Below are 22,326 nucleotides of genomic sequence, written 5' to 3'. Positions count from 1 at the left end.
ACAGGGAGCGTGGGGCGGGAAAGGCGACGGCCCGCCGCCCTGGCGGGCGGCGGGCCGGGTGCTCGGTCGGCTGTGGCCGGGAGGTCAGGAGCCCTGGTAGGCGGTCGCGCCGAGGATCTCGACGGTCATGGTGCGCCCGTTGGGCAGCGTGTAGGTGGCCTTGTCGCCGACCTTCTTGCCGAGGATGGCGGCGCCGAGCGGCGACTTGGGCGAGTACACGTCGATGGGGGCGCCGCTCTCCTCGCGGGAGGCCAGCAGGAAGGTGACCTCCTCGTCGTCGCCCTCGAACGCCACGGTGACGGTCATGCCGGGACCGACGACGCCCTCGGTGCGCGGGGCCTCGCCGACGCGGGCGTTCTCCAGGATGCTCTGGAGCTGTACGATCCGCGCCTCGATCTTGCCCTGCTCCTCCTTGGCCGCGTGGTAGCCGCCGTTCTCGCGCAGGTCGCCCTCCTCTCGCGCCGCCTCGATTTTCTGCGCGATCTCGATGCGGCCGGGGCCCGACAGGTGGTCCAGCTCGGCCTTGAGCCGGTCGTACGCCTCCTGGGTGAGCCAGGTGACGTTGTCAGCGCGGGTCTCGGTCACGGGTACTCCTCATCCACATGTTGCGATCCTCGCTCGCCCGGGGGAGAGCGCCACATCGACATGAAATGCGGCCAGGTGAAACCTCTAGCCTATGCGATGTGTGCGGGTAAAGGTTCCCTGCGGGCGGGCTACGTAATCTGCCAAAACCGAACTCACCGGCCGCGGCCCGCCGCCGGGCGAATCAAATCTTCCGGCACTCCGTGATCCGGGCACTGACGGCCCGCCGGGACGTCTGCAGGGTGTCGGTGCGGCTGAGCTTCTCCGCCCCGGGCGGGACGGTGATCTCCTTGTGCGCCACCACACCGAAGTCGTCGCCGAAGGCGTACACCGCGCAGCGCACCTCCGTGTCCTTCGGTTTGGCCACCTGGTACCGGATCTGAACAGAAGAATCGTTCGGTATGGAAAAGGCGACGGTCTGTGCCGCTATTCCCGCCGGCTGGCCCACGTTCGCCAGAACCGCGGTCCACCCCAGGGCCAGCAGCGCGGTCAGCACGCCGATGACGACGTACCCCAGCCGGCCGCCGCGGCGCGGCCGCTCGGAGGCGGTGGGGGCGGGGGACGCGCTGGTGGCCATGCGGGAATCTCCGTGCGATCCGTGGACGTTGTCAGGGACAATTCTCATCTGTCGCGGCGGGTGCTCCGTACCGGGGGCCTCGTAACGCCCGAACATGCTGCTGAGAGGGAGAACCCCAGGTGTCCGAGCTCATCGACGGTACCGTGCCGGCCGGTTCGCCGAACGGCGCGCAGGGCGGTCCACGACCGGACGGATCCGGCCGGGGCGGCGGCCGGCTGCGGCTGATGGCCGTGCACGCCCACCCCGACGACGAGTCGAGCAAGGGGGCCGCCACCATGGCCCGCTACGTCGCCGAGGGCGTGGACGTGCTGGTGGTCACCTGCACCGGCGGCGAGCGCGGCGACATCCTCAACCCGGCGATGGAGCGTCCGGAGATCCGCGCGGACATCGGCCGGGTGCGGCAGGAGGAGATGGCCCGCGCCCGCGAGATCCTGGGCGTCGACCAGCGCTGGCTGGGCTTCGTCGACTCCGGCTTCCCCGAGGGCGACCCGCCGCCCCCGCTGCCGGAGGGCTGCTTCGCGCTGGAGCCCCTGGAGAAGGCCGCCGAGCCGCTGGTGCGGGCCGTGCGCGAGTTCCGCCCGCACGTGATCCTCACCTACGACGAGAAGGGCGGCTACCCGCACCCCGACCACGTCAAGACGCACGAGGTGTCGGTGGAGGCGTTCGAGGCCGCGGGCGACCCCGACCGGTACCCGGGGACGGGCGAGCCGTGGCAGCCCCTCAAGCTCTACTACCACATGACCTTCAACCAGGAGCGCATCCTCGCCCTGCACAAGGCGATGCAGGACGCCGGGCTGGAGTCCCCCTACGGCGACTGGATCGAGCGGTTCGACGAGCGGCCGCAGCAGTGGGAGATCACGACCCGCGTGCCGTGCGCCGACTACTTCGAGATCCGCGACAAGGCGCTGCTGGCGCACGCCACCCAGATCGACCCCAACGGCTTCTGGTTCGCCTGCCCGCTGGACCTCCAGCGCGAGGCATGGCCGACCGAGGACTACCATTTGGCCAGGTCCCTGGTGGACACGGAACTGCCGGAGGACGACCTGTTCGCCGGCATCCGGGAGAAGGTGTCTGTGTGATGCTTCCGCTGGCCGTACCGCTCGACCGGGCCGCCGCGCTCGGCAACGCCATTCCGCTCAACGACGACACGGTCACCCCCGGCTTCCTGGGGTTCGGCTTCTTCGTCGCCCTGGCGGTGGCCACGTTCCTGCTGCTGCGCTCGATGAACAAGCGGATGCGCAAGATCCAGGCCCCGCGCGAGGAGGACCTCAAGCAGCAGGAGTGGGAGCGCGCCCAGAAGGCCGAGGCCGAGAAGGCCGCGGACGCGCCCCGCAAGGACTGACCGCGTAAGAACAGCGCGGGAACCGGCCGGGCCGCCCCCGGCGCGCAGCGGCTCCGGCGGCGTGCGGGCCGGGGTCAGGCCTTGCGGTGGTCCCAGCTGACCACCCGGTCCGGCTCCATCACGATCACGACGCGCTTGGCCAGCGACTTCTCCAGGCCCGCGGCGAAGTCGGCGTCCAGCGGCCGGCCGGGCCCGGGCACGGGCAGCCCGGCCATGCGGGCGCCGACCACCGCGCCGACCCGCAACCTGACGTCCGGGTCCTCGATGATGCGGCCCTTGCCGTACAGCACGGCGCCGCGCAGCTCGTGGTACTGGGTGCCGTCCTCCACCAGGCAGGTCATGGTGGGGTTGCGGCGCAGGTTCAGCACCTTCTGCGAGCGCTGGTAGGTGGTGAAGGCGATCTTGCCGTCGAGCAGCGCGTAGAACATCGTCACCAGGTGCGGTTCGCCCTGCGGGCCGACCGTGGCGACCTGCACCTTGAACGACGCGGCCAGGAAGTCGGCGACCTCCTGCGGCGTCATCTTGATCTGCTCGCGCTTGTTTCCGGCCACCGGCGCTCCTCGGGTCCCATCGCGTCACCGACGTCGCCGCCAGAATAACCAGTCGCTTACCTGGGTGGGGCGGGGCCCATCATGGGGGCATGTCCGCGCGTGATCTCGTCGTCCTCGGCTCCGCGAGCGCGGTGCCCACCAGGTTCCGCAACCACAACGGCTATCTGCTGCGCTGGGACGGGCACGGCCTGCTGTTCGACCCGGGGGAGGGCACGCAGCGGCAGATGACCCTCGCCGGCGTCTCGGCGCACGACGTGACGTGGATCTGCGTCACCCACTTCCACGGCGACCACTGCCTGGGCGTGCCGGGCATCGTCCAGCGGATCGCCCGCGACGGCGTGCCGCACCCCGTGCACGCCGTGTTCCCCGCCTCCGGCGCCGTCTACTGGGAGCGGCTGCGGCACGCCACCGCGTTCGTCGACACGGCCGTGATCGACGAGCGGCCGGTCTCCGGCGACCGCGCCGAGATCGCCGCCGGCCCGTTCACCCTCACCGCGCGGCGCCTGTCGCACCCCGTGGAGTCCTACGGCTACCGCCTGGAGGAGCCGGACGGGGTGACGATGCTGCCCGCCGAACTGGCCGCCCGGGGCGTGCGCGGCCCGCTCGTGCGGCGCCTGCAGCAGGAGGGACGGGTCACCACCCGCGGCGGCCGCACCGTCACGCTGGAGGAGTGCAGCGTGCGGCGGCCCGGCCAGAAGGTCGCGTTCGTCATGGACACCCGGCTCTGCGACGCCGCCTTCGAGCTGGCCGACGGCGTCGACCTGCTGGTCATCGAATCGACGTTCCTCGACGAGGACGCGGCGCTGGCGGCCGAATACGGCCACCTCACCGCCGGGCAGGCGGGCCGGGTCGCCGCCCGCGGCGGGGTGCGGCGCCTGGTGCTCACCCACTTCTCCGAGCGCTACCGCACCGACGACGAGCCGCGTTTCGCCGCCCAGGCCGCCGCCGCGGGCTTCACCGGCGACATCGTCGTCGCCCACGACCTCGACCGCGTCCCGCTGCCCCGCCGCCGGCGCGCGCCCGCGGGCGGGGGCCGGGCGGACGGGTGAGGAACCGGCGGATCGGGCAGGATCGGTGGCATGAACCGCCTCAAGGACGCGACCAGCCCGTACCTGCTGCAGCACGCCGACAACCCCGTGGACTGGCGGGAGTGGGGCGAGGAGGCGTTCGCCGAGGCCAGGCGCCGCGAGGTGCCGGTGCTGCTCTCGGTGGGCTATGCCGCCTGCCACTGGTGCCACGTGATGGCGCACGAGTCGTTCGAGGACGAGACGACCGCGCGGTTGATGAACGAGATGTTCGTCAACATCAAGGTCGACCGGGAGGAGCGGCCCGACATCGACGCCGTCTACATGGAGGCGACCCAGGCCATGACCGGCCAGGGCGGCTGGCCGATGACGGTGTTCATGACGCCCGAGGGGCACCCGTTCTACTGCGGCACCTACTTCCCGCGCCCGCAGTTCCAGGCGCTGCTGCAGGCCGTCCACAAGGCGTGGACGGAGAAGCGCGACGAGGTGGTCGGGCAGGGGCGGCAGGTCGTCGACGCCCTGGCCTCGCGCGGCCCGGTGGCGGCGCGGGCCGAGCCGCCCGGCGCCGAGCAGCTCGCCGGCGCGGTGCGGGCGCTGGCCGCGACCTACGACGCGGCGCGCGGCGGGTTCGGCGGCGCGCCGAAGTTCCCGCCGTCGATGGCGCTGGAGTTCCTGCTGCGCCACCACGCCCGCACCGGCGACGAGCAGGCGCTGGCCATGGCCGGGCACACGCTGGAGGCGATGGCGCGCGGCGGCATCTACGACCAGCTCGGCGGCGGCTTCGCCCGCTACTCGGTGGACGACTCCTGGGTCGTGCCGCACTTCGAGAAGATGCTGTACGACAACGCGCTGCTGGCGCGCGTGTACGCGCACTGGTGGCGGCTGACCGGCAGCCCGTTCGCCCGCCGGATCGCCGTGGAGACCTGCGACTGGATGCTGCGCGACCTGCGCACCCCCGAGGGCGGGTTGGCCTCGGCCCTGGACGCCGACAGCGAGGGCGTGGAGGGCAAGTACTACGTGTGGACGCCCGCGCAGCTGCGCGAGGTGCTCGGGGACGACGACGGCGCTTACGCGGCCGAGGTCTTCCAGGTCACCAGGGGCGGCTCGTTCGAGCACGGCACCTCGGTGCTGCGACTGCCGCGGGACCCCCAAGACGCCGAGCGCCACGCGCGCGTGCGCGCCGCCCTGCTGGAGGCGCGCGGGCGGCGCGTGCCCCCGGCCCGCGACGACAAGGTCGTGGCGGCCTGGAACGGGCTGGCGGTCGCCGCGCTGGCCGAGTGCGGGGCGCTGTTCGAGCGTCCCGACCTGGTGGCGGCGGCGACGGAGATCGTCCGGCTGGTGGCGGACGTGCACCTGCGCGACGGCCGCCTGGCCCGCACCTCGCGGGCGGGGGCGGCCGGGGCCAACGCGGGCGTGCTGGAGGACTACGCCGACATGGCCGAGGGGCTGCTGGCCCTGCACGCCGTCACCGGCGACGCCGCGCACGTGCGGCTGGCGGGGGTGCTGCTGGACGCGGTGCTGGAGCGGTTCGGCGACGGCTCGGGCGGCTTCTACGACACCGCCGACGACGCCGAGCGGCTGTTCCGGCGGCCCCAGGACCCCACCGACAACGCCACCCCGTCCGGCCAGTTCGCCGCCGCCGGGGCGCTGCTGTCGTACGCGGCGCTGACCGGTTCGTCCCGGCACCGGGAGGCCGCCGCGGCGGCGCTGGCGCCGGCCGGCCTGCTGGCCGCCCAGCACGCCCGGTTCGCCGGGTGGGGGCTGGCCGTGGCCGAGGCGCATGCGGCGGGGCCGGTGGAGATCGCGATCGTGGGGGAGCCGGAGGACGAGCGCACGCGTCGGCTGCACCGCACGGCGCTGCTGTCGCCCGCGCCGGGCGCGGTGGTCAGCGTGGGGGCGCCCGGCGCCCCGGCGGAGGTGCCGCTGCTGGAGGGGCGCGGACCGGTGGACGGCGCGCCCGCCGCGTACGTGTGCCGCGACTTCGCCTGCCGCCTGCCGGTGACGACGCCGGCCGACCTGACCCGGGAGCTGCATTCCTAGGGCCGGGTGCGGACAGCGGCCCGGCTTCTTTGGACGAGAGATCCATTTTTATGGCACTGTGACGTTGATCTCGTCTCAGCCGGGTGTTACCAATGAGTAGCTGAGACGGATATGCCGTTTTTCCGGCGGATCGCCGCAAGTGGCGCTGGTTACGGTATGAACCTGGACGTAGGCCGTGGAATCGGCCATGGTCACCAGGGCCGCGGTCCTGGGGGCCGATCGGGGCGAGGACGAGGGAGTGGTGGGGTGCGCGAGCCGAGCCGCCGGATGCTACCGATGATCATCGGCGTGACGGCGGCGACCACACTGGCCGCCGACGTCGCGGTGCTGCTGGCCCACGGCTCGTCGGCGTCCCCCGGAGCGCAGCCGCAGACCCAGATCGCCGGCCGGTTCGTCGCCGCGTCCGGCAACTCCGCGCTGACGCCGGCGGCGGTGGCCCCGCTCGGCAAGCGGCTCACCCCGCACGTGCTGGTGGCCGCGCCCGGCACGCTGCCCGCGAGCACCGTCGAGAAGATCCGCCGGATCAAGGGCGTGCGGGGCGTCGAGGTCGTCGACGCCGTCCAGGCCGTGGTCGCGGGCAAGCGGGTGGGGCTGCTGGGCGTCGACCCGTCCACCTTCCGCAACTACACGCCCAAGCCCACCGCCCAGTCCGACGCGCTGTGGCGCAACATCGCCGCGGGCGACGTGGCGGTGTCGTTCACCATGGGCAGCGACGGCGGGCTGCAGCTGGGCAGCAGCGTCCCCATCGGCGGCCGGGAGCGGCAGAGCCAGGTGCGGGTCGGCGCGTACGCCACCATGGGCATCGCCGACGTCGACGCCGTCGTCTCCCACGACGTCGCCCGCGCGCTGGGGGTGCCGTCCGGCAACGCCCTGCTGATCTCCGCCCCCAAGGTCGACCCGGACAAGCTGATCAAGTACCTGCGCGCCAAGGTGCTGCCGAAGCAGGCCAAGGCCGTCGAGGTCGATCCCGAGATCGACTACCCGAGCACCGGGCGGCTGCCCGAGGCCAGGGGCCAGGTGATGACCGCCCGGCAGGTGCGCACCGTGATCGAGGCCGCGCGGTCGCGGCTGGGGTGGCCGTACGTGTGGGGCGGCGAGTCGGAGGCCGAGGGCGGCTACGACTGCTCGGGGCTGATGCAGTACGCCTTCGCCCGCGCCGGCATCCGCCTGCCGCGCGTGGCCGCCGACCAGGCCCGCGCCGGCTGGGTGATCCCGTTCGAGAAGGCGCAGCCGGGCGACATGCTGATCTGGGCCAACGACCCGACCGCGCCCGGCTACATCTCGCACATCGCCCTCTACATCGGCAACGGCAAGATGATCGCCGCGCCGCGCCGCGGCACCGTGGTGCAGGTGCAGGACGTCTACTTCCGCAACTTCAAGGGCGCGGTGCGCGTCAACCCGCGGCGCGCCGCGAGCATCGCCTACTGAGCGTCGCGGGCTGACGGCCGCGCCCTGGATCTTGCGCGCCGCCTCTTGCGCCCCGGCCCCGGTCAGCCCGCCGCGGGCGGGGCGTCGATCGGGCAGCCCGCCGCCAGGAACGCCATGTTGCGGTCGATGAGCTCGCCCAGGTCCTCCTCGCCGCCGCCGTCGATCCAGGTGTACATGGCGCCGATCATCATGCCTATCAGCGCCCAGGAGAACGCCTGCACCTCCGGGTCCCCGACCGACCGCCCGGTGCGTTCGGCGACGAGTTCGCTGACGACCCCGAGCGTGCCCGCGCGGATCGACTCCAGCGTCCGGGCGCGCAGCGCCGGCACCTCCGCCATCAGCCGCACCCGCGTGACGATCGCGTCCCTGTCCTCGGCCCACATGTGCCGGAACACCTCGCGGTAGGTCGTCCGCAGCGCCTCCACCACGGACAGCTCCGGCGGCTGGGCGCGGAACAGCTCGGCCATGATCGGGTCGTACTCGTCGGTGACGACCACGTCCTCCTTGGACGGGAAGTACCGGAAGAACGTGCTGGGGGACACCTCGGCGGCCGCGGCGATCTGCTCCACGGTGGTGGCCTCGTAGCCCTGCTCGGCGAACAGCCGCAGGGCGTGGTGCTGGATCGCCCTGCGGGTGCGCAGCTTCTTGCGCTCGCGCAGCGGCAGCCCGCGCAGGTGGCGCTCCAGCCGGTCCAGCGGATGGTCGGCGGGACGCTCCCCGTTCTGGCCGGACGGGCGGTTCTGCCCGGACGGGCGCTGGTCAGTCGGCCGCGTGCGCATGGGACGATTGTCGGCCATCGCCGGACGCGGCCGCATCCCGGTCCGCCCGCCGCCCCGGCAGGAACGCCAGCACCGGCACCGCCATGACGGCGGTGACGCCCGCGCAGGCGGCCAGCAGCCCGTTCATGCCGAACACGAACGCCTCGCGGGCCGAGGCGAGCAGCGCGTCGTCGCCCAGCCGCTGCGCCACCGCCGCCGCCCCGGCGACCGAGTCGCGCGCGGCGCCGGCCGCCTCGCCCGGAAGCCCGTCGGTCTCGACGCGGGCCCGGTACAGCTGGGACAGCAGGCTGCCGAGCATCGCGATGCCCAGCGCGGAACCGGTCTGCCGCAGCGTCTGCACCAGCCCGGAGTCGCGGCCGACCTCGCCGCCGGGCAGCAGCGAGATCACCAGGTCCATGGCGGGCACCATGGTGAGGCCGAGTCCCGCACCGAGCACGGTCAGCCACAGGGCGGCGTAGGAGTAGCCGCCGGTCGCGCCGGTCAGCGCCCCCAGCGCGAACCCGGTGCCGAGCACCGCCATGCCGGCGACCATGATCGGCTTGTGCCCGGTGCGGGCGGCCAGCCGGTCGGTGAGCACCGCGCCGACCATCAGGCCGAGCAGCATCGGGATCAGCCGCAGCCCGGTGCCGAACGCGTCGTTGCCCAGCACCACCTGCAGATACTGCGGCAGGACGAACAGGATCCCGGCCATCATCAGGTTGGCCGCCGCGGTGACCGCCGCCGACCACACGAACCGCCGGTCCCGGAACAGCGCCAGGTTCATCATCGGCTGCGGGGCCCGGCTCTCCCAGACGACCAGGTTCGCCAGCAGCACCGCCCCGGCGGCCAGCGCGATCAGCACCCCGGGGTGGTCCCACCCCGACACCGGCCCCTCGATCACCCCGTAGACCAGGGCCGCCAGGCCGGTGATCGACAGCAGCGCGCCCGGGAGGTCCAGCGCGGGCCGGGCCGGGTCGCGCGACTCGGGGACGAGCAGCGCGATGGCCGCCATCGCGACGACGACCACCGGAACGTTGATCACGAAGATGGAGCCCCACCGGAAGTGCTCCAGCAGCCAGCCGCCCAGCAGCGGCCCGAGCGGCAGGCCGAGCGCCATCGAGCCGGTCCACACCGCGATCGCCCGGGTGCGCTCCTCCGACGAGAAGATCGTCGGCAGGATCGACATGGACAGCGGCAGCATCACCGCGGCGCCGAGGCCCATCGCGACGCGGGCCGCGATCACCCCGGCGGGGGTGTCGGCCAGCGCCCCGCCGACGGAGGCGGCGCCGAACACCGCCAGCCCCAGCAGCAGCATCCTCTTGCGGCCGAACCGGTCGCCCAGCAGCCCGGTGGGCAGCAGCAGCGCCGCGAACACCAGGACGTAGGAGTCGACGATCCACTGCAGTTCGCTGGTGCCGGCGTCCAGCTCCCGGGAGATGGTGGCCAGCGCCACGTTCAGGATCGTCATGTCGAAGCCCAGGGTCAGCATCGCCAGGGCCAGTGCGCCGAGGGCCCACCAGCGCCGCGGGTCCGCTGCTGGCATGAGAGTCACCTCCTGTTGAGTCCTTGTCTGAAGTGGAAGTAACTCTCAAAAAATAGACAGTGTCAATCGGGGGGCGGCTGGCCGAGGGCGGCGGGGAGTTGTAATTTTGATTACGTGACTACGAGCGAGGCGGTGGAGAAGGTCCGGGGCTGGTTCACCGGCCGCCTGCCCGAGGACTGGTTCGAGGGGCCGGTCGAAGTCGTCCTCGACCGCGAGGAGATCAGCGTGGTCGGCCGCCTGCCCGAGCCCGCCGCCGCGCGCGGCGTCTCGGAGACCGAGCGCGCCGCCATGCTGGCCGGGCACATCCAGCGCTTCCGCGAGGACACCCGGGAGCGCCGCATGGCCATCGCGCGCGAGGCCGAGCACCGCTTCGGGCAGCGCGTGTCGTGGGGGGTGGTCTGCGGGGACGTCCGCGAGATGTTCACCACGCTGTCGGTGCCGGTGATGACCCGGCTGCGCCAGCCCGAGCGGCGCGTGCTGGACACCCTGGTCGAGGCGGGCGTGGCGCGCAGCCGCAGCGACGCGCTGGCCTGGTGCGTCCGGCTGGTCGGCAAGCACACCGACGACTGGCTCGCCGACCTGCGCGACGCCCTGCGGCATGTCGAACGCGCCCGCGCCGCCGGTCCGCAGGTGTAGCGGCCCCGACCGGCACGTCACCCCCCGGAGGGATTTCCCGTCGTTCAGCGCGAAATATGCTGAAACGGCGCACGAGGCGGCAAACGTCCAAGACGGTAGGACAGACCTTGCTCGCGAGCCATAATTGAGCCTCGTTCTCACAGGAGACGGCTGCTCGAAGGGAAGCCCACATGGGGGTTCGGTGGGGTGGGACGCGTCGCGGCGCGGGGCGCGGCGCGAGTCGTGACGCCGCCAAGGAGGGCGGGCGCCGGGCGCGCGTGACCTCGGCGGTCCGCCGCAGCGGCCCGTACGCGGCGATCCGCGACGCCGTCTACCGCATGTACGAGCGGCGCGTCGAGGCGTCGCTGCCCACCGACAACATCCCCCGCCACGTCGGGGTGATCCTGGACGGCAACCGCCGCTGGGCCCGCTCCATGGGCCTGACCGACGTCAGCACCGGCCACCGCGCCGGAGCCGACAAGATCTCCGATCTGCTGCACTGGTGCACCGAGGCCGGGGTGGAGGTGGTCACGCTGTGGCTGCTGTCCACCGACAACCTGTCGCGGCCCGCCGCCGAGCTCGACCCGCTGCTGGAGATCATCGAGAACACCGTGCAGAAGCTCGCCGCCGACGGCTGGCACGTCAAGCCCGTCGGCGCGCTGGACCTGCTGCCCGACAAGACGGCGCGTGTCCTGAAAGACGCCTACGAGGCCACATCCGGCGCCCCCGGCCTGATTGTGAACGTCGCGGTTGGGTATGGAGGTAGGCGTGAGATCGCTGATGCGGTGCGCTCACTGCTGCTTGAGCAGGCGGGCAAAGGCACCAGCATCGAGGAGCTCGCCGAGGTCCTCGAAGTCGAGCACATCGCAGAGCATCTCTATACGCGCGGCCAGCCCGACCCGGACCTGCTCATCCGCACCTCGGGGGAGCAGCGCCTGTCGGGGTTCATGCTGTGGCAGAGCGCCCACTCGGAGTTCTATTTCTGCGAGGTCCACTGGCCGGACTTCCGCAAGGTCGACTTCCTGCGGGCGCTGCGCTCCTACGCCGCGCGGCACCGGCGCTTCGGTTCCTGAGGATCACCCGCGGGAGCGCCCGCCGTTCCCGCCGATCGCCGCCCCGGGCGTCCCGGCGATCCCGCCGGTCCGGCACGCGAAGGGGGCGGACTGCGGCGCCACCGGCAAATCCCCTCTGCACAGGGAGATCGAGTGGCCACAACCTCCACGCGCCGGCCCCTTCCCGGGGGCTCCTCCGGGCCCGCACCCGACGGCTCGGTTCGGCGCACGTACGTCCTCGACACCAGCGTCCTGCTCGCCGACCCGGGGGCGATGACCCGGTTCGCCGAGCACGAGGTCGTACTCCCCGTCGTCGTCATCTCCGAGCTCGAAGCCAAGCGGCACCATCCGGAGCTGGGCTACTTCGCCCGGCAGGCCCTGCGCACCCTGGACGACCTGCGGATCGCACACGGGCGGCTGGACGCCCCGGTGCCGGTCGGGCAGCAGGGTGGAACGGTCCGAGTCGAACTCAACCACTCCGACCCCGCCGTGCTCCCGGACGGGTTCCGGCTGGGCGACAACGACACCCGCATCCTGTCGGTGGCGGCCTGGCTGGCCCGGGAGGGCCGCGACGTGGTGCTGGTGTCCAAGGACCTGCCGATGCGGGTCAAGGCGTCGGCGGTGGGGCTGGCGGCCGAGGAGTACCGGGCCGAGCTGGCGGTGGTGGAGTCCGGCTGGACCGGGATGCGCGAGCTGGAGGTGCCCGCCGACCGGATCGAGGAGCTGTACGAGACCGGCACGGCCGATCTGGAGGAGGCCCGCGACCTGCCCTGCCACACCGGCCTGCGGCTGCTGTCGGAGCGCGGCTCGGCGCTGGCCCGGGTGCAGCCCGACAAGTCGGTCCGGCTGGTGCGCGGCGACCGCGAGGTGTTCGGCCTGCGCGGCCGCTCCGCCGAGCAGCGGATCGCGCTCGACCTGCTGATGGACGAGGACGTGGGCATCGTGTCGCTGGGCGGCCGGGCCGGCACCGGCAAGTCCGCCCTGGCGCTGTGCGCGGGCCTGGAGGCCGTGCTGGAGCGCGGCCGGCACCGCAAGGTCGTGGTGTTCCGCCCGCTGTACGCCGTCGGCGGCCAGGAGCTGGGCTACCTGCCGGGCACCGAGAACGAGAAGATGTCGCCCTGGGCGCAGGCCGTCTACGACACGCTGTCGGCGGTGACCACGCCTGAGGTCATCGAGGAGGTCCTCGACCGCGGCATGCTGGAGGTGCTGCCGCTCACCCACATCCGCGGCCGGTCCCTGCACGACGCCTTCGTGATCGTGGACGAGGCGCAGTCGCTGGAGCGCGGGGTGCTGCTGACCGTGCTGTCGCGCATCGGCGCGGGGTCGCGCGTGGTGCTCACCCACGACGTCGCGCAGCGCGACAACCTGCGGGTCGGACGGCACGACGGGGTGGCCGCCGTGGTGGAGCGGCTCAAGGGGCATCCGCTGTTCGCGCATGTCACTCTGACGCGCTCGGAACGGTCGCCGATCGCCGAGCTGGTGACCGACCTGCTCGGCGACGTGGGCGTCTGACGCTCGCGCGGGTCGCGCGCCGCGCCCCGGTGGTCCCCTGCGGGCCGCCGGGGCGCGGCGTTTTCCGAGACCGATTCGGGTGCGAGAAGTAATCATTCGACGCCGTTGTGTGCATATGTGAGTAAGGTCACAAGATTGGGCGGCGTGTCGCGGAATCGCAGGTCCTGCACCCGTTTTGGGGACGTTACCGGCGAGTTGACAAATACCTCATCCGCAGCATTCGTCGCATTCTTGTTGCGGAGCCTCCCTTTCCGTCGGGCATTGTGTCTGCCCGTAAGCACCCCCCGAGTGGGCCGGGGGTGGAAGCAGTTCGTGCGCGTGACCATGCGCGTGCGACCGTCGGAAGGACCGCCTTGTACGGAGACCGTCCCGGGTCCCCTAGGCGAGACGATCGACAGTCCCCACAGCCGGAGCCGCAGACGCCCTTCCAGGCGGCTCCCCAGCAGCTTCCGCGGCAGAGTCCCCACGCGAGCGACGTGCGGGTCGCCGGGGCGTCCGCGCGTGCGGGCGTCGGTCTCGGCGAGCCCGGCGGGGACACCGCCACGATGCAGGCCGTCCCGGTGGGCGACCCGGCGCAGGCGCCCCACGGCGCCCCCGACGCCCCGCGCGACGAGATCGAGGTCGGCGGCATGCCCCAGCAGGGCGCTCCGCGTTCCCGCAAGCCCGCCAGGGCGCGCCGGCCCGCCCGGATCTCCAAGTCAACCAAGGCGCCCAAGGCCGCCACGGGGCCCGGCGAGCCGGGCCGGCCGGGCGGCGGGCGCACCGGGCTGAAGGTCGCCGCGGTGACGGCGGGTGCGCTGGTGCTGGTGGGCGGCGGCGCGGTCGCCGCGTTCGCCTTCACCGGCGGCGAGGACAAGAAGACCGTCGTGCAGCCGTCCCCGCTGGCGGACGCCCCCAGGCAGCAGCCGACCGTGGACCTGGAGGCCATGGAGGCCGCGCGCAAGAGGCAGGCGGTGGAACGCGCCTCCCGCAGCGCGCGCAAGGAGACCGCCAAGCGGCCCGTGCTGCTGCCCAAGGGCACGCCGATCCCGACCAAGACGCCCGAGAAGAAGGAAGAGAGCGGGTCGGACGAGGCGCCGACGGCGGGCAACCCGATGCCCGCGGGCGAGGCGCAGGCGTACGCCAAGGCCATCATGGGCAACTACGGGTTCGACCCCAGCACCCAGTTCGGCTGCCTGGTGAACCTGTGGAACAAGGAGAGCGGCTGGAACTACCGCGCCACCAACCCCTCCTCCGGCGCGTACGGCATCCCGCAGGCGCTGCCGGGTTCCAAGATGGCCAGCGAGGGCGCCGACTGGCGCACCAACGCCAAGACGCAGATCCGCTGGGGACTCAACTACATCAAGGGCCGGTACGGCAGCCCGTGCGCGGCGTGGCAGCACTCGCAGAGCACGGGCTGGTACTGACGGCCGTCCGGCCCCGAGCGGACGCCGATCGTCGTCAGGAGCGCCGGGGCGGCTCGGCGTTGGCCATGGACAGCACGTCCAGGGCCGCGTCGAGCTGCTCCAGCGTGAGCCTGCCGGCGTCGACGTGGCCGCGTTCCAGCACCACCTCGCGGATGGTCCGGCGCTCGGCCAGGGCCTGCTTGGCGACCTCGGCGGCCTCCTCGTAGCCGAGGTAGCGGTTGAGCGGGGTGACGATCGACGGGGACGACTCGGCGTACTCGCGCAGCCGCTCGGCGTTCGCCTCGATGCCGTCGACGCAGCGGTCGGCCAGCAGCCGTGCCGCACTGGCCAGCAGGCCGATCGACTCCAGCAGGTTGCGGGCCAGCATCGGCAGCATGACGTTCAGCTCGAAGCTGCCGGACGCGCCGCCGAACGCGACGGCCGCGTCGTTGCCGATCACCTGGGCGGCCACCTGGGCCACCGCCTCGGGGATCACCGGGTTGACCTTGCCCGGCATGATCGAGGAGCCGGGCTGCAGGTCGGGCAGCCGGATCTCGGCCAGCCCGGCGCGCGGCCCCGAGCCCATCCAGCGCAGGTCATTGACGATCTTGGTGAGGCCGACCGCGATGGTGCGCAGCGCCCCGCTGGCCTCCACCAGGCCGTCCCGGGCGCCCTGGGCCTCGAAGTGGTCGCGCGCCTCGGTCAGCGGCAGCCCGGTGGCGCGGGCGACCTCGGCGATGACGCGCGGCGCGAAGCCCTCGGGGGTGTTGATGCCGGTGCCGACCGCGGTGCCGCCCAGCGGCAGCTCGGCCAGCCGCGGCAGCACGGCCTCCAGCCGCTCCACCCCGTGCCGCACCTGCGCCGCGTAGCCGCCGAACTCCTGGCCGAGCGTGACGGGGGTGGCGTCCATCAGGTGGGTGCGGCCCGCCTTGACGACCGTGGCGAACTCGGCGGCCTTGCGGGCCAGCGCCGCCTCCAGGTGCCACAGCGCCGGGATCAGGTCGTTGACGACCGCGCCCGTCGCCGCGATGTGGATGGAGGAGGGGAACACGTCGTTGGACGACTGGGAGGCGTTGACGTGGTCGTTGGGGTGCACGGGGCGGCCCAGCCGCTCCTGCGCCAGCGTCGCGATGACCTCGTTGGCGTTCATGTTGGACGACGTGCCTGACCCGGTCTGGAAGACATCGACGGGGAACTGGTCGTTCCAGCGGCCGGCGGCGACCTCCAGGGCGGCCTCGCGGATCGCCTCGGCCAGCTCCTTGTCCAGCACGCCCAGCTCGGCGTTGACGGTCGCGGCGGCCGCCTTGACATGGCCGAGCGCCGCGATGTGCGCGGGTTCGAGCGTCCGCCCCGAGATCGGGAAGTTCTCCACCGCGCGCTGCGTCTGCGCCCGCCACTTGGCGTCGGCGGGGACGCGCACCTCGCCCATGGAGTCGTGCTCGATCCGGAACTGCGCGTGCTCGCTCATGGAAGGCCACCTCCGGCTTCGGGTTCCAGCTCTGCTCTCTCAGCAGCCCGGAGACGGCTCTGTGCATTCCCGGCGGGGCCTGCCGCATGCGGTGCGGGCGCGCGGCCCGGCGCCCGGACGCGCGGACCGGCGGGCGGTCAGCTTCCGGAGGTCTCCTTGGTGACGGTGTAGGTCTGCCGGCGGCCCGACTCGCCGAGCGGCTTGCGCTGCCCGTTGACCCACACGTCGCACGCGGACGCGTCGTGGATCACGGCGTTGAGGCGGGGCCGGTCGTACTGGCGGGCGTCCCCGCGCGAAAGCGTCTCGTCGGAGAGCACCTCCATGCTGGGGCCGGGCACCGACACGAAGATCCTGCAGTTGTCGGTGCGGGCCCGCACGACCAGCGCGGCGGACGCGGTGCCGGGCGGGGCGTCGTCGGCCGCGCCCGCCCGGGCCTGCGTGGCGGCCGTGGCGGGCTCGGTGGCCGACGGGCCGGAGCTCTGCCGGGACATGCCGATGACCAGCGCGGTGACGCCGATGCCGCAGGACGCCACCGTCGCCCCGGCCAGCGCGATCGCCGCCATCATGCGCAGCCGCGGGGTCGGCGGCCGGCGGCCCGAGCGCGGCCCGGCCAGCGCCCGCTCCAGCCGGTCGGCCGCGCGGGCGTGGCTGAGCCGCCGGGCGGGGTTCTTCGCCAGCAGGCCGCTCACCACGGGCGCCAGGGGGCCGGCGTTGCGCGGGACGGGCGCGGGCTCGTTGGCCAGCGCGCTGAGCGTGGCCAGCACGTTGTCGCGTTCGAAGGGCGGGCGGCCCTCCAGCGCGGCGAACAGCGTGGCGCCCAGCGACCACAGGTCCGAGCGCGGGGTGGCCTGCTCGCCCGCGGCCACCTCCGGCGCCACGTACGCGGGCGACCCCATGAAGTGGCCCGACTTGGTCAGGCTCGCCGACCCGGCCGGAAAGCACAGGCCGAAGTCGGTGAGCACCGCCCGGTCGCCGTCCAGCAGCACGTTGCCGGGCTTGATGTCGCGGTGCACGATCCCGGCGCGGTGCGCGGCCGCCAGCGCGTCCAGCAGCTGGCGGCCGATGGGGCCGACCCGCTCCGGCGGCAGCGGGCCGGACTCCCGGATGATCTGCTCCAGGCTGGGCGCCTCGACCAGCTCCATCACGATCCACGGCCGGCCCTGCTCGATCACCACGTCGTAGACCTCGACGATCGAGGGGCTGCGCACCTGGGCCGGGGCCCGCGCCTCGCGCAGGGTGCGCCGGTAGAAGACGATGCGGTCGTCCTCGGACAGCTCCTCGGGCACCCGCAGCTCCTTGATCGCCACGGCGCGGTCGAGAAGGTCGTCATGGCCCTTCCAGACCGTGCCGTGGGCGCCCTGGCCTATGCGCGAGACCAGGCGGTAGCGCGTCGCGAGTACGAGGCGCTCTGACCGGGACATGGCGGACAAGATACCGGAGGGGCTCCTCCGTCACCTGGCGGTGTGGGGCAGTTTGTTGGGGTGTCGGGTGAAATGCCGATCGACGGCCCGCGCCGTCACCGCCGTCCGATGGTCAGCAGCGGGCCGGTGGTGTCGGCGAAGAAGTCGTTGCCCTTGTCGTCCACCACGATGAACGCCGGGAAGTCGACCACCTCGATCTTCCAGACGGCCTCCATGCCCAGTTCCGGGTACTCCAGGACCTCCACCTTCTTGATGCAGTCCTGCGCCAGCCGCGCGGCCGGGCCGCCGATGGAGCCCAGGTAGAAGCCGCCGTACTTCTTGCACGCGTCGGTGACCTGCTGCGACCGGTTGCCCTTGGCCAGCATGACCAGCGACCCGCCCGCCGCCTGGAACTGCTCGACGTAGGAGTCCATGCGGCCGGCGGTGGTCGGGCCGAACGAGCCGGAGGCGTACCCCTCGGGCGTCTTGGCCGGGCCCGCGTAGTAGACGGCGTGGTCGCGCAGGTACGACGGCATCGGCTCGCCCGCGTCCAGCCGCTCCTTGATCTTGGCGTGCGCGATGTCGCGGGCCACCACCAGCGGCCCGGTCAGCGACAGCCGGGTCTTGACCGGGTAGCGGGTGAGCTCGGCGCGGATCTCGTCCATCGGCCGGTTCAGGTCGATGCGCACCACCTCGCCGTCGAGCTCGTCGTCGGTGGTGTCGGGCAGGAACCGGGCCGGGTCGGTCTCCAGCCGCTCCAGGAACACGCCCTCCGCGGTGATCTTGCCGAGGGCCTGCCGGTCGGCGCTGCACGACACGGCGATCGCCACCGGGCAGGACGCGCCGTGCCGCGGCAGCCGCACCACGCGCACGTCGTGGCAGAAGTACTTGCCGCCGAACTGCGCGCCGATGCCGAGCCGCTGGGTCAGCTCGAACACCTGCTGCTCCAGCTCCAGGTCGCGGAAGCCGTGGCCGAGCGGGGAGCCCTCGGTGGGCAGCGTGTCCAGGTAGCGCGCGGAGGCGTACTTGGCGGTCTTGAGCGCGTACTCGGCGGACGTGCCGCCCACCACGATCGCCAGGTGGTACGGCGGGCAGGCCGCCGTGCCCAGCGAGCGGATCTTCTCCTCCAGGAAGGACATCATCCGCTTGGGGTTCAGGACGGCCTTGGTCTCCTGGTACAGGAACGACTTGTTGGCGCTGCCGCCGCCCTTGGCCATGAACAGGAACTTGTAGGCGTCGTCGGACGTGGCGTACAGCTCGATCTGCGCGGGCAGGTTGCTGCCGGTGTTCTTCTCCTCCCACATGGTCAGCGGCGCCATCTGGGAGTAGCGCAGGTTCAGCCGGGTGTAGGCGTCGTACACGCCGCGGGAGATGTGCTCCTCGTCGCGGCCGTCGGTGAGCACGTGCTGGCCCCGCTTGCCCATGACGATCGCGGTGCCGGTGTCCTGGCACATCGGCAGCACGCCGCCGGAGGCGATGCCCGCGTTCTTCAGCAGGTCCAGCGCCACGAACCGGTCGTTGGGGCTGGCCTCGGGGTCGTCCAGGATCTTGCGCAGCTGCGCCAGGTGCGCGGGCCGCAGCAGGTGCGCGATGTCGCGCATCGCGGTCTCGGTGAGCAGCCGCAGCGCCTCCGGCTCGACCTGCAGGAACCTCCGCCCGCCCGCCTCGAACGTCGACACGCCCTCGGACGTCAGCAGCCGGTACTCGGTGTCGTCCGGGCCGGTCGGCAGCAGGTCGGTGTAGGAGAACTCGGGCATCGATGTACCTCGCGCGCTGTCTCGCTCGCGGGCGCGCACCCGGCTGGGGAGCGGCCCGGGCTTCCGGTGGGGCCGCCCTACAGCGTACGACCGCCGCGCGGGTGGGGCGCCGCTGGGGCACGGGCCCGGTGGTCCACGGGTGACGGGATACGGCGTCGGGAACGCTGAACCTGATGTGACGGATCTGCATCTTCCCCTCGACCGGTCCGCCGGACGGCTGGCCGCACAGATTGCCGCGGGATTCCGCGCGGCGATCCGCTCGGGGCGGCTGGCCCCGGGGACGCGGCTGCCGTCCAGCCGCGACCTTTCCCGCGACCTCGACGTCTCCCGCGGTGTGGTGGTCGCCGCCTACGAGCAACTCGTCGCCGAGGGCTTCCTCCTCGCGCGGCGCGGGGACGGCACGCGGGTCGCGCCCCTGGCCCGCCCCGACGAGCCCCCGCCGCCCCGCCTCGCCCCCTGGGACGCCGCGCACACCGCCCCCGGCCCGCAGCCGAAGGCCACCGTGCGCAGGGCGCCCGCCGTCGACGCGCCGTCCCACGGCACCGGGACGGCCGCGGCGGACGAACCCGCCGCCGCGCCGCGGGACACGCCTTTCGAGTTCGCCTACGACCTGTGGCCCGGCCTCCCCGACCTGTCGGCCTTCCCCAGGGCGCGCTGGCTGGCGACGACGCGCGCGGTACTGCGCGACGTGCCGGACGAGGACCTGGCCTACCCCGACCCGGCGGGCGTGCCCGCGCTGCGCGCGGCACTGGCCGCATACCTCGGCCGAGTCCGCGCCCTGCACGCCGAGCCGAGGCAGGTGCTGGTGATGAACGGGGTGGCGCAGGGCCTTGCGATCACGGTGCGGCTGCTGGCCGAGGAAGGGCACCGCGTCCTGGCCGTGGAGGACCCCACGAGCGTGCGGCAGCTGCCGATGCTCGAGGCGGCCGGGATGCGGCTGGAGCGCGTCCCGGTGGACCGCGACGGCCTGGACGTCGACGCGCTCGCCCGCACCCGGGCGCGCGCGGTGCTGGTGACGCCCGCGCACCAGTACCCCACCGGCGTGGTGATGGCCCCCCACCGCCGCGCCGCCCTCGTCGCATGGGCGCGCAGGACGGGGGGCGTCATCCTGGAGGACGACTACGACGCCGAGTTCCGCTACGACCGCGATCCCGTCGGGTGCATCCAGGGCATCGCCCCCGAGCACGTCGTGCTGTTCGGGTCGGTGAGCAAGTCCCTGGCCCCGGCCATGCGGCTGGGCTGGGCCGTGGCGCCGCCGCACCTGGCCGAACGGCTGCGCGCCTACCGCGCCCACACCGACCTCGGCAGCCCCGCACTGGAGCAGCATGCGCTGGCGCGCTTCATCGCCGACGGCGGATACGACCGGCACCTGCGGGTCATGCGGCGGCAGTACCGCTCCCGCCGCGACGCCCTGGTGACGGCGCTGCGCACCCACGTCCCCGACGCGGTGGTGCGGGGCATCTCCGCCGGGATCCACCTGTACCTGGAGCTGCCCAGGGGATGCGACGAGGAGGCCGTCGTCGCGTCCGCCGCCCGCGCCGGGGTGTCGGTGGCGGGGGCGACGCCGATGTGGTCGTCCGCGCGCGCCGGGCAGGCCACGCCCGCGCTGGTGCTCGGCTACGCCCGGCTGCCGGAGGAGCGCCTGGCGCGCGCCGCCGAACTGCTGGGCAGGGCGGTTACGGAGGGTACAGGAGGGTAGGAAGAGGCTCCCCGCACAAGGAGGTATGGATGAGCCTGGACGAGGCCGCACGGCAGCTCAAGATGGCCGTTCACGACGCGCAGGTGGCGTTCGACTGTGTCGGGCTCGGCGACCTCGACCGGGCTCAGGAGCACGCGGTCACCGCCCGGGCCGCCGTGAACGCCGCCGAGGCCGCCCTCGCTCGCGCGCAGCAGGACATGACCCCCGAGGAGGCGCAGGCCGCGGGAGAACGCGCCGTCACCGCCCTGGAAGACGCCTGAACCCTGCCGACGCCCCGTTGCGTGCGGCATCGCGTGCGGCCCGGCCCACGCCGTCCGGGCCGTCCGGTCACACGGCCGGGCGCTCCACCGCCGGAGCGCCCGGCCGAGCCGCCTCGTCCACCACCGGGTCGAAACCCCGTGCGGTGACGAACACCAGCAGCACCAGCACCGTCGGCACGGCGAACGCCAGCCGCAGCCCGTGGTCGGGGTCGAGGGGCGCGATCGCCCCCACGACGGCGGCGCCCAGCACGAACCCCACGTAGTTGAAGACGTTGACCCGCGCCACGGCCACGCCCAGCCCGGTCGGGTCCACCTTGCCCGCCGCCGAGTACGACACCGGCACGATCACACTGAGGCCCAGCCCCGCCACACCGAACGCGGCGATGGCGACAGGCGCGTTGGGCGCGGCCACCACGCCCGCCATCCCCGCCAGGCCGACCGCCCCGCCCACGCGCACGACCCGCACCGCGCCCCACCGGCGCACGCCGAAGTCGGCCACCGCGCGGCTGACCACCATCGCGATCTGGTAGGCCACGTAGCCCAGCGGCGCCACCCAGGCGCTGCCGGACAGCTCGTCCTCCAGGTAGAGGGCGCCGTAGTTGGACAGCGCGGCGTCGGCGAGGTACGCCACGGCCATCGCCGTGCCCACCACCAGGATGGGCCGCCACGGGACGCTGCGTCCGGCCGCCTTCAGCTCCTCGGGGCTCGGCCCGTCGCCCTCCTCGTGCCTGCGGTACAGCAGGTGGCCGGTGCCCAGCGTCCCCGCCAGCCCCACCGCCGCGGCCGCGGTGAAGCAGACCGGCAGCGGCAGGTCGAGCCGGTTGGACAGCGAGGCCCACAGGCCGCCGAGGATGCCCGCCACGCTCCACACCGCGTAGCAGCCGGTGATCAGGCTCATGCCGTAGCGCCGCTCCACCGCGACGCCCTGGGCGTTCATCGCCGCGTCCACCGCCCCGACGGACAGCCCGAACAGCGCGACCGCCGCGTACAGCGGCGCGTCCGCGTCGCCGGTCGCCCCGATCAGCACGATCGCCGCGCACACCGCCGGCTGCGCCACCCGCAGCACCGGTCCGCTGCCGGCGCGCGCGAACACCGCGCCCGCCAGCACGCTGCCCAGCCCGGCGACCAGCGGAACGGCCAGCAGCACCAGCGACAGCGCGACGTCGCCGAGGTGGTGCGCCTTCTGGATGCGCGGCACCTGGGTCACCAGCGCGGCGAAGCACAGGCCCTGCACGGCGAACGCGGCGTAGGCGGCCAGCCGCGCCCGCCGGTCCCGACCGGTGATCCGCACGGTCATCCGGCGCCGCCTCTCCGCCACCCGGGCCGAAGATG

Annotated in this window: 20 protein-coding genes; 11 read left to right on the top strand and 9 right to left on the bottom strand. The window is 73.3% G+C overall.

Translation table 11 applies throughout. The features are described 5' to 3' along the window. Window positions 1-84 precede the first annotated feature (84 nt). The gene (gene greA / locus ABD879_RS06120; RefSeq protein ID WP_285492026.1) at window positions 85-585 is read right to left on the bottom strand and encodes a transcription elongation factor GreA; all 501 of its coding nucleotides are present in this window, start codon (window positions 583-585) and stop codon (window positions 85-87) included. A gap of 181 nt (window positions 586-766) precedes the next feature. Further along, complete coding sequence (locus tag ABD879_RS06115; RefSeq protein ID WP_345018270.1) at window positions 767-1,159, bottom strand: DUF4307 domain-containing protein; 393 nt, start codon at window positions 1,157-1,159, stop codon at window positions 767-769. 224 nt (window positions 1,160-1,383) lie between these two features. Here ABD879_RS06115 and mca point away from each other — a divergent pair, with 224 nt between their 5' ends. After that, window positions 1,384-2,238 (top strand): mycothiol conjugate amidase Mca, encoded by an 855-nt coding sequence (gene mca, locus ABD879_RS06110; RefSeq protein ID WP_345018376.1) that lies wholly within the window; start codon window positions 1,384-1,386, stop codon window positions 2,236-2,238. Beyond that, a complete protein-coding gene (locus tag ABD879_RS06105; RefSeq protein WP_345018375.1) occupies window positions 2,238-2,501 on the top strand; it encodes a hypothetical protein in 264 nt (87 codons plus the stop codon). Before mca ends, ABD879_RS06105 begins: the two co-directional genes overlap by 1 nt. A 74-nt stretch (window positions 2,502-2,575) precedes the next feature. Here ABD879_RS06105 and ABD879_RS06100 read toward each other — a convergent pair whose 3' ends face one another. Beyond that, entirely contained in the window at window positions 2,576-3,052 is a 477-nt protein-coding gene (locus tag ABD879_RS06100) for a pyridoxamine 5'-phosphate oxidase family protein (RefSeq protein WP_345018268.1), read from the bottom strand. An 89-nt stretch (window positions 3,053-3,141) separates the two neighbouring features. Here ABD879_RS06100 and ABD879_RS06095 point away from each other — a divergent pair, with 89 nt between their 5' ends. The 3 genes from ABD879_RS06095 (at window position 3,142) to ABD879_RS06085 (ending at window position 7,545) form a co-directional block, all read left to right on the top strand. Then, window positions 3,142-4,101, top strand: coding sequence for a ribonuclease Z (locus ABD879_RS06095; RefSeq protein WP_345018266.1), 960 nt, complete (start codon window positions 3,142-3,144; stop codon window positions 4,099-4,101). A gap of 30 nt (window positions 4,102-4,131) precedes the next feature. Further along, on the top strand, window positions 4,132-6,117 hold the full coding sequence (locus ABD879_RS06090) for a thioredoxin domain-containing protein (RefSeq protein WP_345018264.1): 1,986 nt from the start codon (window positions 4,132-4,134) through the stop codon (window positions 6,115-6,117). A 246-nt stretch (window positions 6,118-6,363) separates the two neighbouring features. Further along, complete coding sequence (locus ABD879_RS06085) at window positions 6,364-7,545, top strand: C40 family peptidase (RefSeq protein ID WP_345018262.1); 1,182 nt, start codon at window positions 6,364-6,366, stop codon at window positions 7,543-7,545. A 62-nt stretch (window positions 7,546-7,607) separates the two neighbouring features. Here ABD879_RS06085 and ABD879_RS06080 read toward each other — a convergent pair whose 3' ends face one another. Together ABD879_RS06080 and ABD879_RS06075 are read right to left on the bottom strand one after the other, a co-directional pair. After that, complete coding sequence (locus ABD879_RS06080) at window positions 7,608-8,324, bottom strand: acyl-CoA-like ligand-binding transcription factor (RefSeq protein WP_345018260.1); 717 nt, start codon at window positions 8,322-8,324, stop codon at window positions 7,608-7,610. Beyond that, window positions 8,305-9,846 (bottom strand): MFS transporter, encoded by a 1,542-nt coding sequence (locus ABD879_RS06075; RefSeq protein WP_345018258.1) that lies wholly within the window; start codon window positions 9,844-9,846, stop codon window positions 8,305-8,307. Before ABD879_RS06075 ends, ABD879_RS06080 begins: the two co-directional genes overlap by 20 nt. A gap of 114 nt (window positions 9,847-9,960) precedes the next feature. Here ABD879_RS06075 and ABD879_RS06070 point away from each other — a divergent pair, with 114 nt between their 5' ends. The 4 genes from ABD879_RS06070 (at window position 9,961) to ABD879_RS06055 (ending at window position 14,431) form a co-directional block, all read left to right on the top strand. Next, window positions 9,961-10,482, top strand: coding sequence for a hypothetical protein (locus ABD879_RS06070; RefSeq protein WP_345018256.1), 522 nt, complete (start codon window positions 9,961-9,963; stop codon window positions 10,480-10,482). Window positions 10,483-10,739: 257 nt separating this feature from the next. Continuing rightward, a complete protein-coding gene (locus ABD879_RS06065; protein WP_345018254.1) occupies window positions 10,740-11,534 on the top strand; it encodes an isoprenyl transferase in 795 nt (264 codons plus the stop codon). A gap of 132 nt (window positions 11,535-11,666) precedes the next feature. Next, window positions 11,667-13,025, top strand: a complete 1,359-nt coding sequence (gene phoH2, locus ABD879_RS06060; protein WP_345018252.1) for an RNA 5'-3' helicase PhoH2 — start codon at window positions 11,667-11,669, stop codon at window positions 13,023-13,025. A gap of 476 nt (window positions 13,026-13,501) precedes the next feature. Next, window positions 13,502-14,431: an aggregation-promoting factor C-terminal-like domain-containing protein gene (locus tag ABD879_RS06055; RefSeq protein WP_345018251.1), complete on the top strand. Its 930-nt coding sequence runs from the start codon at window positions 13,502-13,504 to the stop codon at window positions 14,429-14,431. A 34-nt stretch (window positions 14,432-14,465) separates the two neighbouring features. On the opposite strand, the gene ABD879_RS06050 is transcribed toward ABD879_RS06055, so the two are convergent. The 3 genes from ABD879_RS06050 to ABD879_RS06040 form a co-directional block, all read right to left on the bottom strand. Further along, entirely contained in the window at window positions 14,466-15,878 is a 1,413-nt protein-coding gene (locus ABD879_RS06050; RefSeq protein WP_345018250.1) for a class II fumarate hydratase, read from the bottom strand. Between the two features lie 137 nt (window positions 15,879-16,015). Beyond that, complete coding sequence (locus tag ABD879_RS06045; protein WP_345018249.1) at window positions 16,016-17,299, bottom strand: serine/threonine-protein kinase; 1,284 nt, start codon at window positions 17,297-17,299, stop codon at window positions 16,016-16,018. Between the two features lie 95 nt (window positions 17,300-17,394). Further along, entirely contained in the window at window positions 17,395-19,035 is a 1,641-nt protein-coding gene (locus ABD879_RS06040; protein ID WP_345018247.1) for a fumarate hydratase, read from the bottom strand. A 175-nt stretch (window positions 19,036-19,210) separates the two neighbouring features. Between ABD879_RS06040 and pdxR the strand changes: the two genes are divergently transcribed. Continuing rightward, entirely contained in the window at window positions 19,211-20,734 is a 1,524-nt protein-coding gene (pdxR, locus tag ABD879_RS06035) for a MocR-like pyridoxine biosynthesis transcription factor PdxR (RefSeq protein WP_345018244.1), read from the top strand. 29 nt (window positions 20,735-20,763) lie between these two features. After that, window positions 20,764-20,994 (top strand): hypothetical protein, encoded by a 231-nt coding sequence (locus ABD879_RS06030; protein WP_345018242.1) that lies wholly within the window; start codon window positions 20,764-20,766, stop codon window positions 20,992-20,994. Window positions 20,995-21,061: 67 nt separating this feature from the next. On the opposite strand, the gene ABD879_RS06025 is transcribed toward ABD879_RS06030, so the two are convergent. Then, window positions 21,062-22,291 (bottom strand): MFS transporter, encoded by a 1,230-nt coding sequence (locus ABD879_RS06025; protein WP_345018240.1) that lies wholly within the window; start codon window positions 22,289-22,291, stop codon window positions 21,062-21,064. Window positions 22,292-22,326: the final 35 nt, after the last annotated feature.

Source organism: Actinomadura keratinilytica (assembly GCF_039539665.1).
GTDB classification, from domain to species: Bacteria; Actinomycetota; Actinomycetes; order Streptosporangiales; family Streptosporangiaceae; genus Spirillospora; species Spirillospora keratinilytica.
This window is presented reverse-complemented; position numbering and strand designations above follow the sequence as displayed.

Coding starts and splice junctions, on each gene's coding strand:
- ABD879_RS06115 (WP_345018270.1), bottom strand. CDS start 1,159: ATGGCCACCAGCGCGTCCCCCGCCCCCACCGCCTCCGAGCGGCCGCGC.
- mca (WP_345018376.1), top strand. CDS start 1,384: ATGGCCGTGCACGCCCACCCCGACGACGAGTCGAGCAAGGGGGCCGCC.
- ABD879_RS06105 (WP_345018375.1), top strand. CDS start 2,238: ATGCTTCCGCTGGCCGTACCGCTCGACCGGGCCGCCGCGCTCGGCAAC.
- ABD879_RS06095 (WP_345018266.1), top strand. CDS start 3,142: ATGTCCGCGCGTGATCTCGTCGTCCTCGGCTCCGCGAGCGCGGTGCCC.
- ABD879_RS06090 (WP_345018264.1), top strand. CDS start 4,132: ATGAACCGCCTCAAGGACGCGACCAGCCCGTACCTGCTGCAGCACGCC.
- ABD879_RS06080 (WP_345018260.1), bottom strand. CDS start 8,324: ATGCGCACGCGGCCGACTGACCAGCGCCCGTCCGGGCAGAACCGCCCG.
- ABD879_RS06075 (WP_345018258.1), bottom strand. CDS start 9,846: ATGCCAGCAGCGGACCCGCGGCGCTGGTGGGCCCTCGGCGCACTGGCC.
- ABD879_RS06050 (WP_345018250.1), bottom strand. CDS start 15,878: ATGAGCGAGCACGCGCAGTTCCGGATCGAGCACGACTCCATGGGCGAG.
- ABD879_RS06045 (WP_345018249.1), bottom strand. CDS start 17,299: ATGTCCCGGTCAGAGCGCCTCGTACTCGCGACGCGCTACCGCCTGGTC.
- ABD879_RS06040 (WP_345018247.1), bottom strand. CDS start 19,035: ATGCCCGAGTTCTCCTACACCGACCTGCTGCCGACCGGCCCGGACGAC.
- ABD879_RS06030 (WP_345018242.1), top strand. CDS start 20,764: ATGAGCCTGGACGAGGCCGCACGGCAGCTCAAGATGGCCGTTCACGAC.
- ABD879_RS06025 (WP_345018240.1), bottom strand. CDS start 22,291: ATGACCGTGCGGATCACCGGTCGGGACCGGCGGGCGCGGCTGGCCGCC.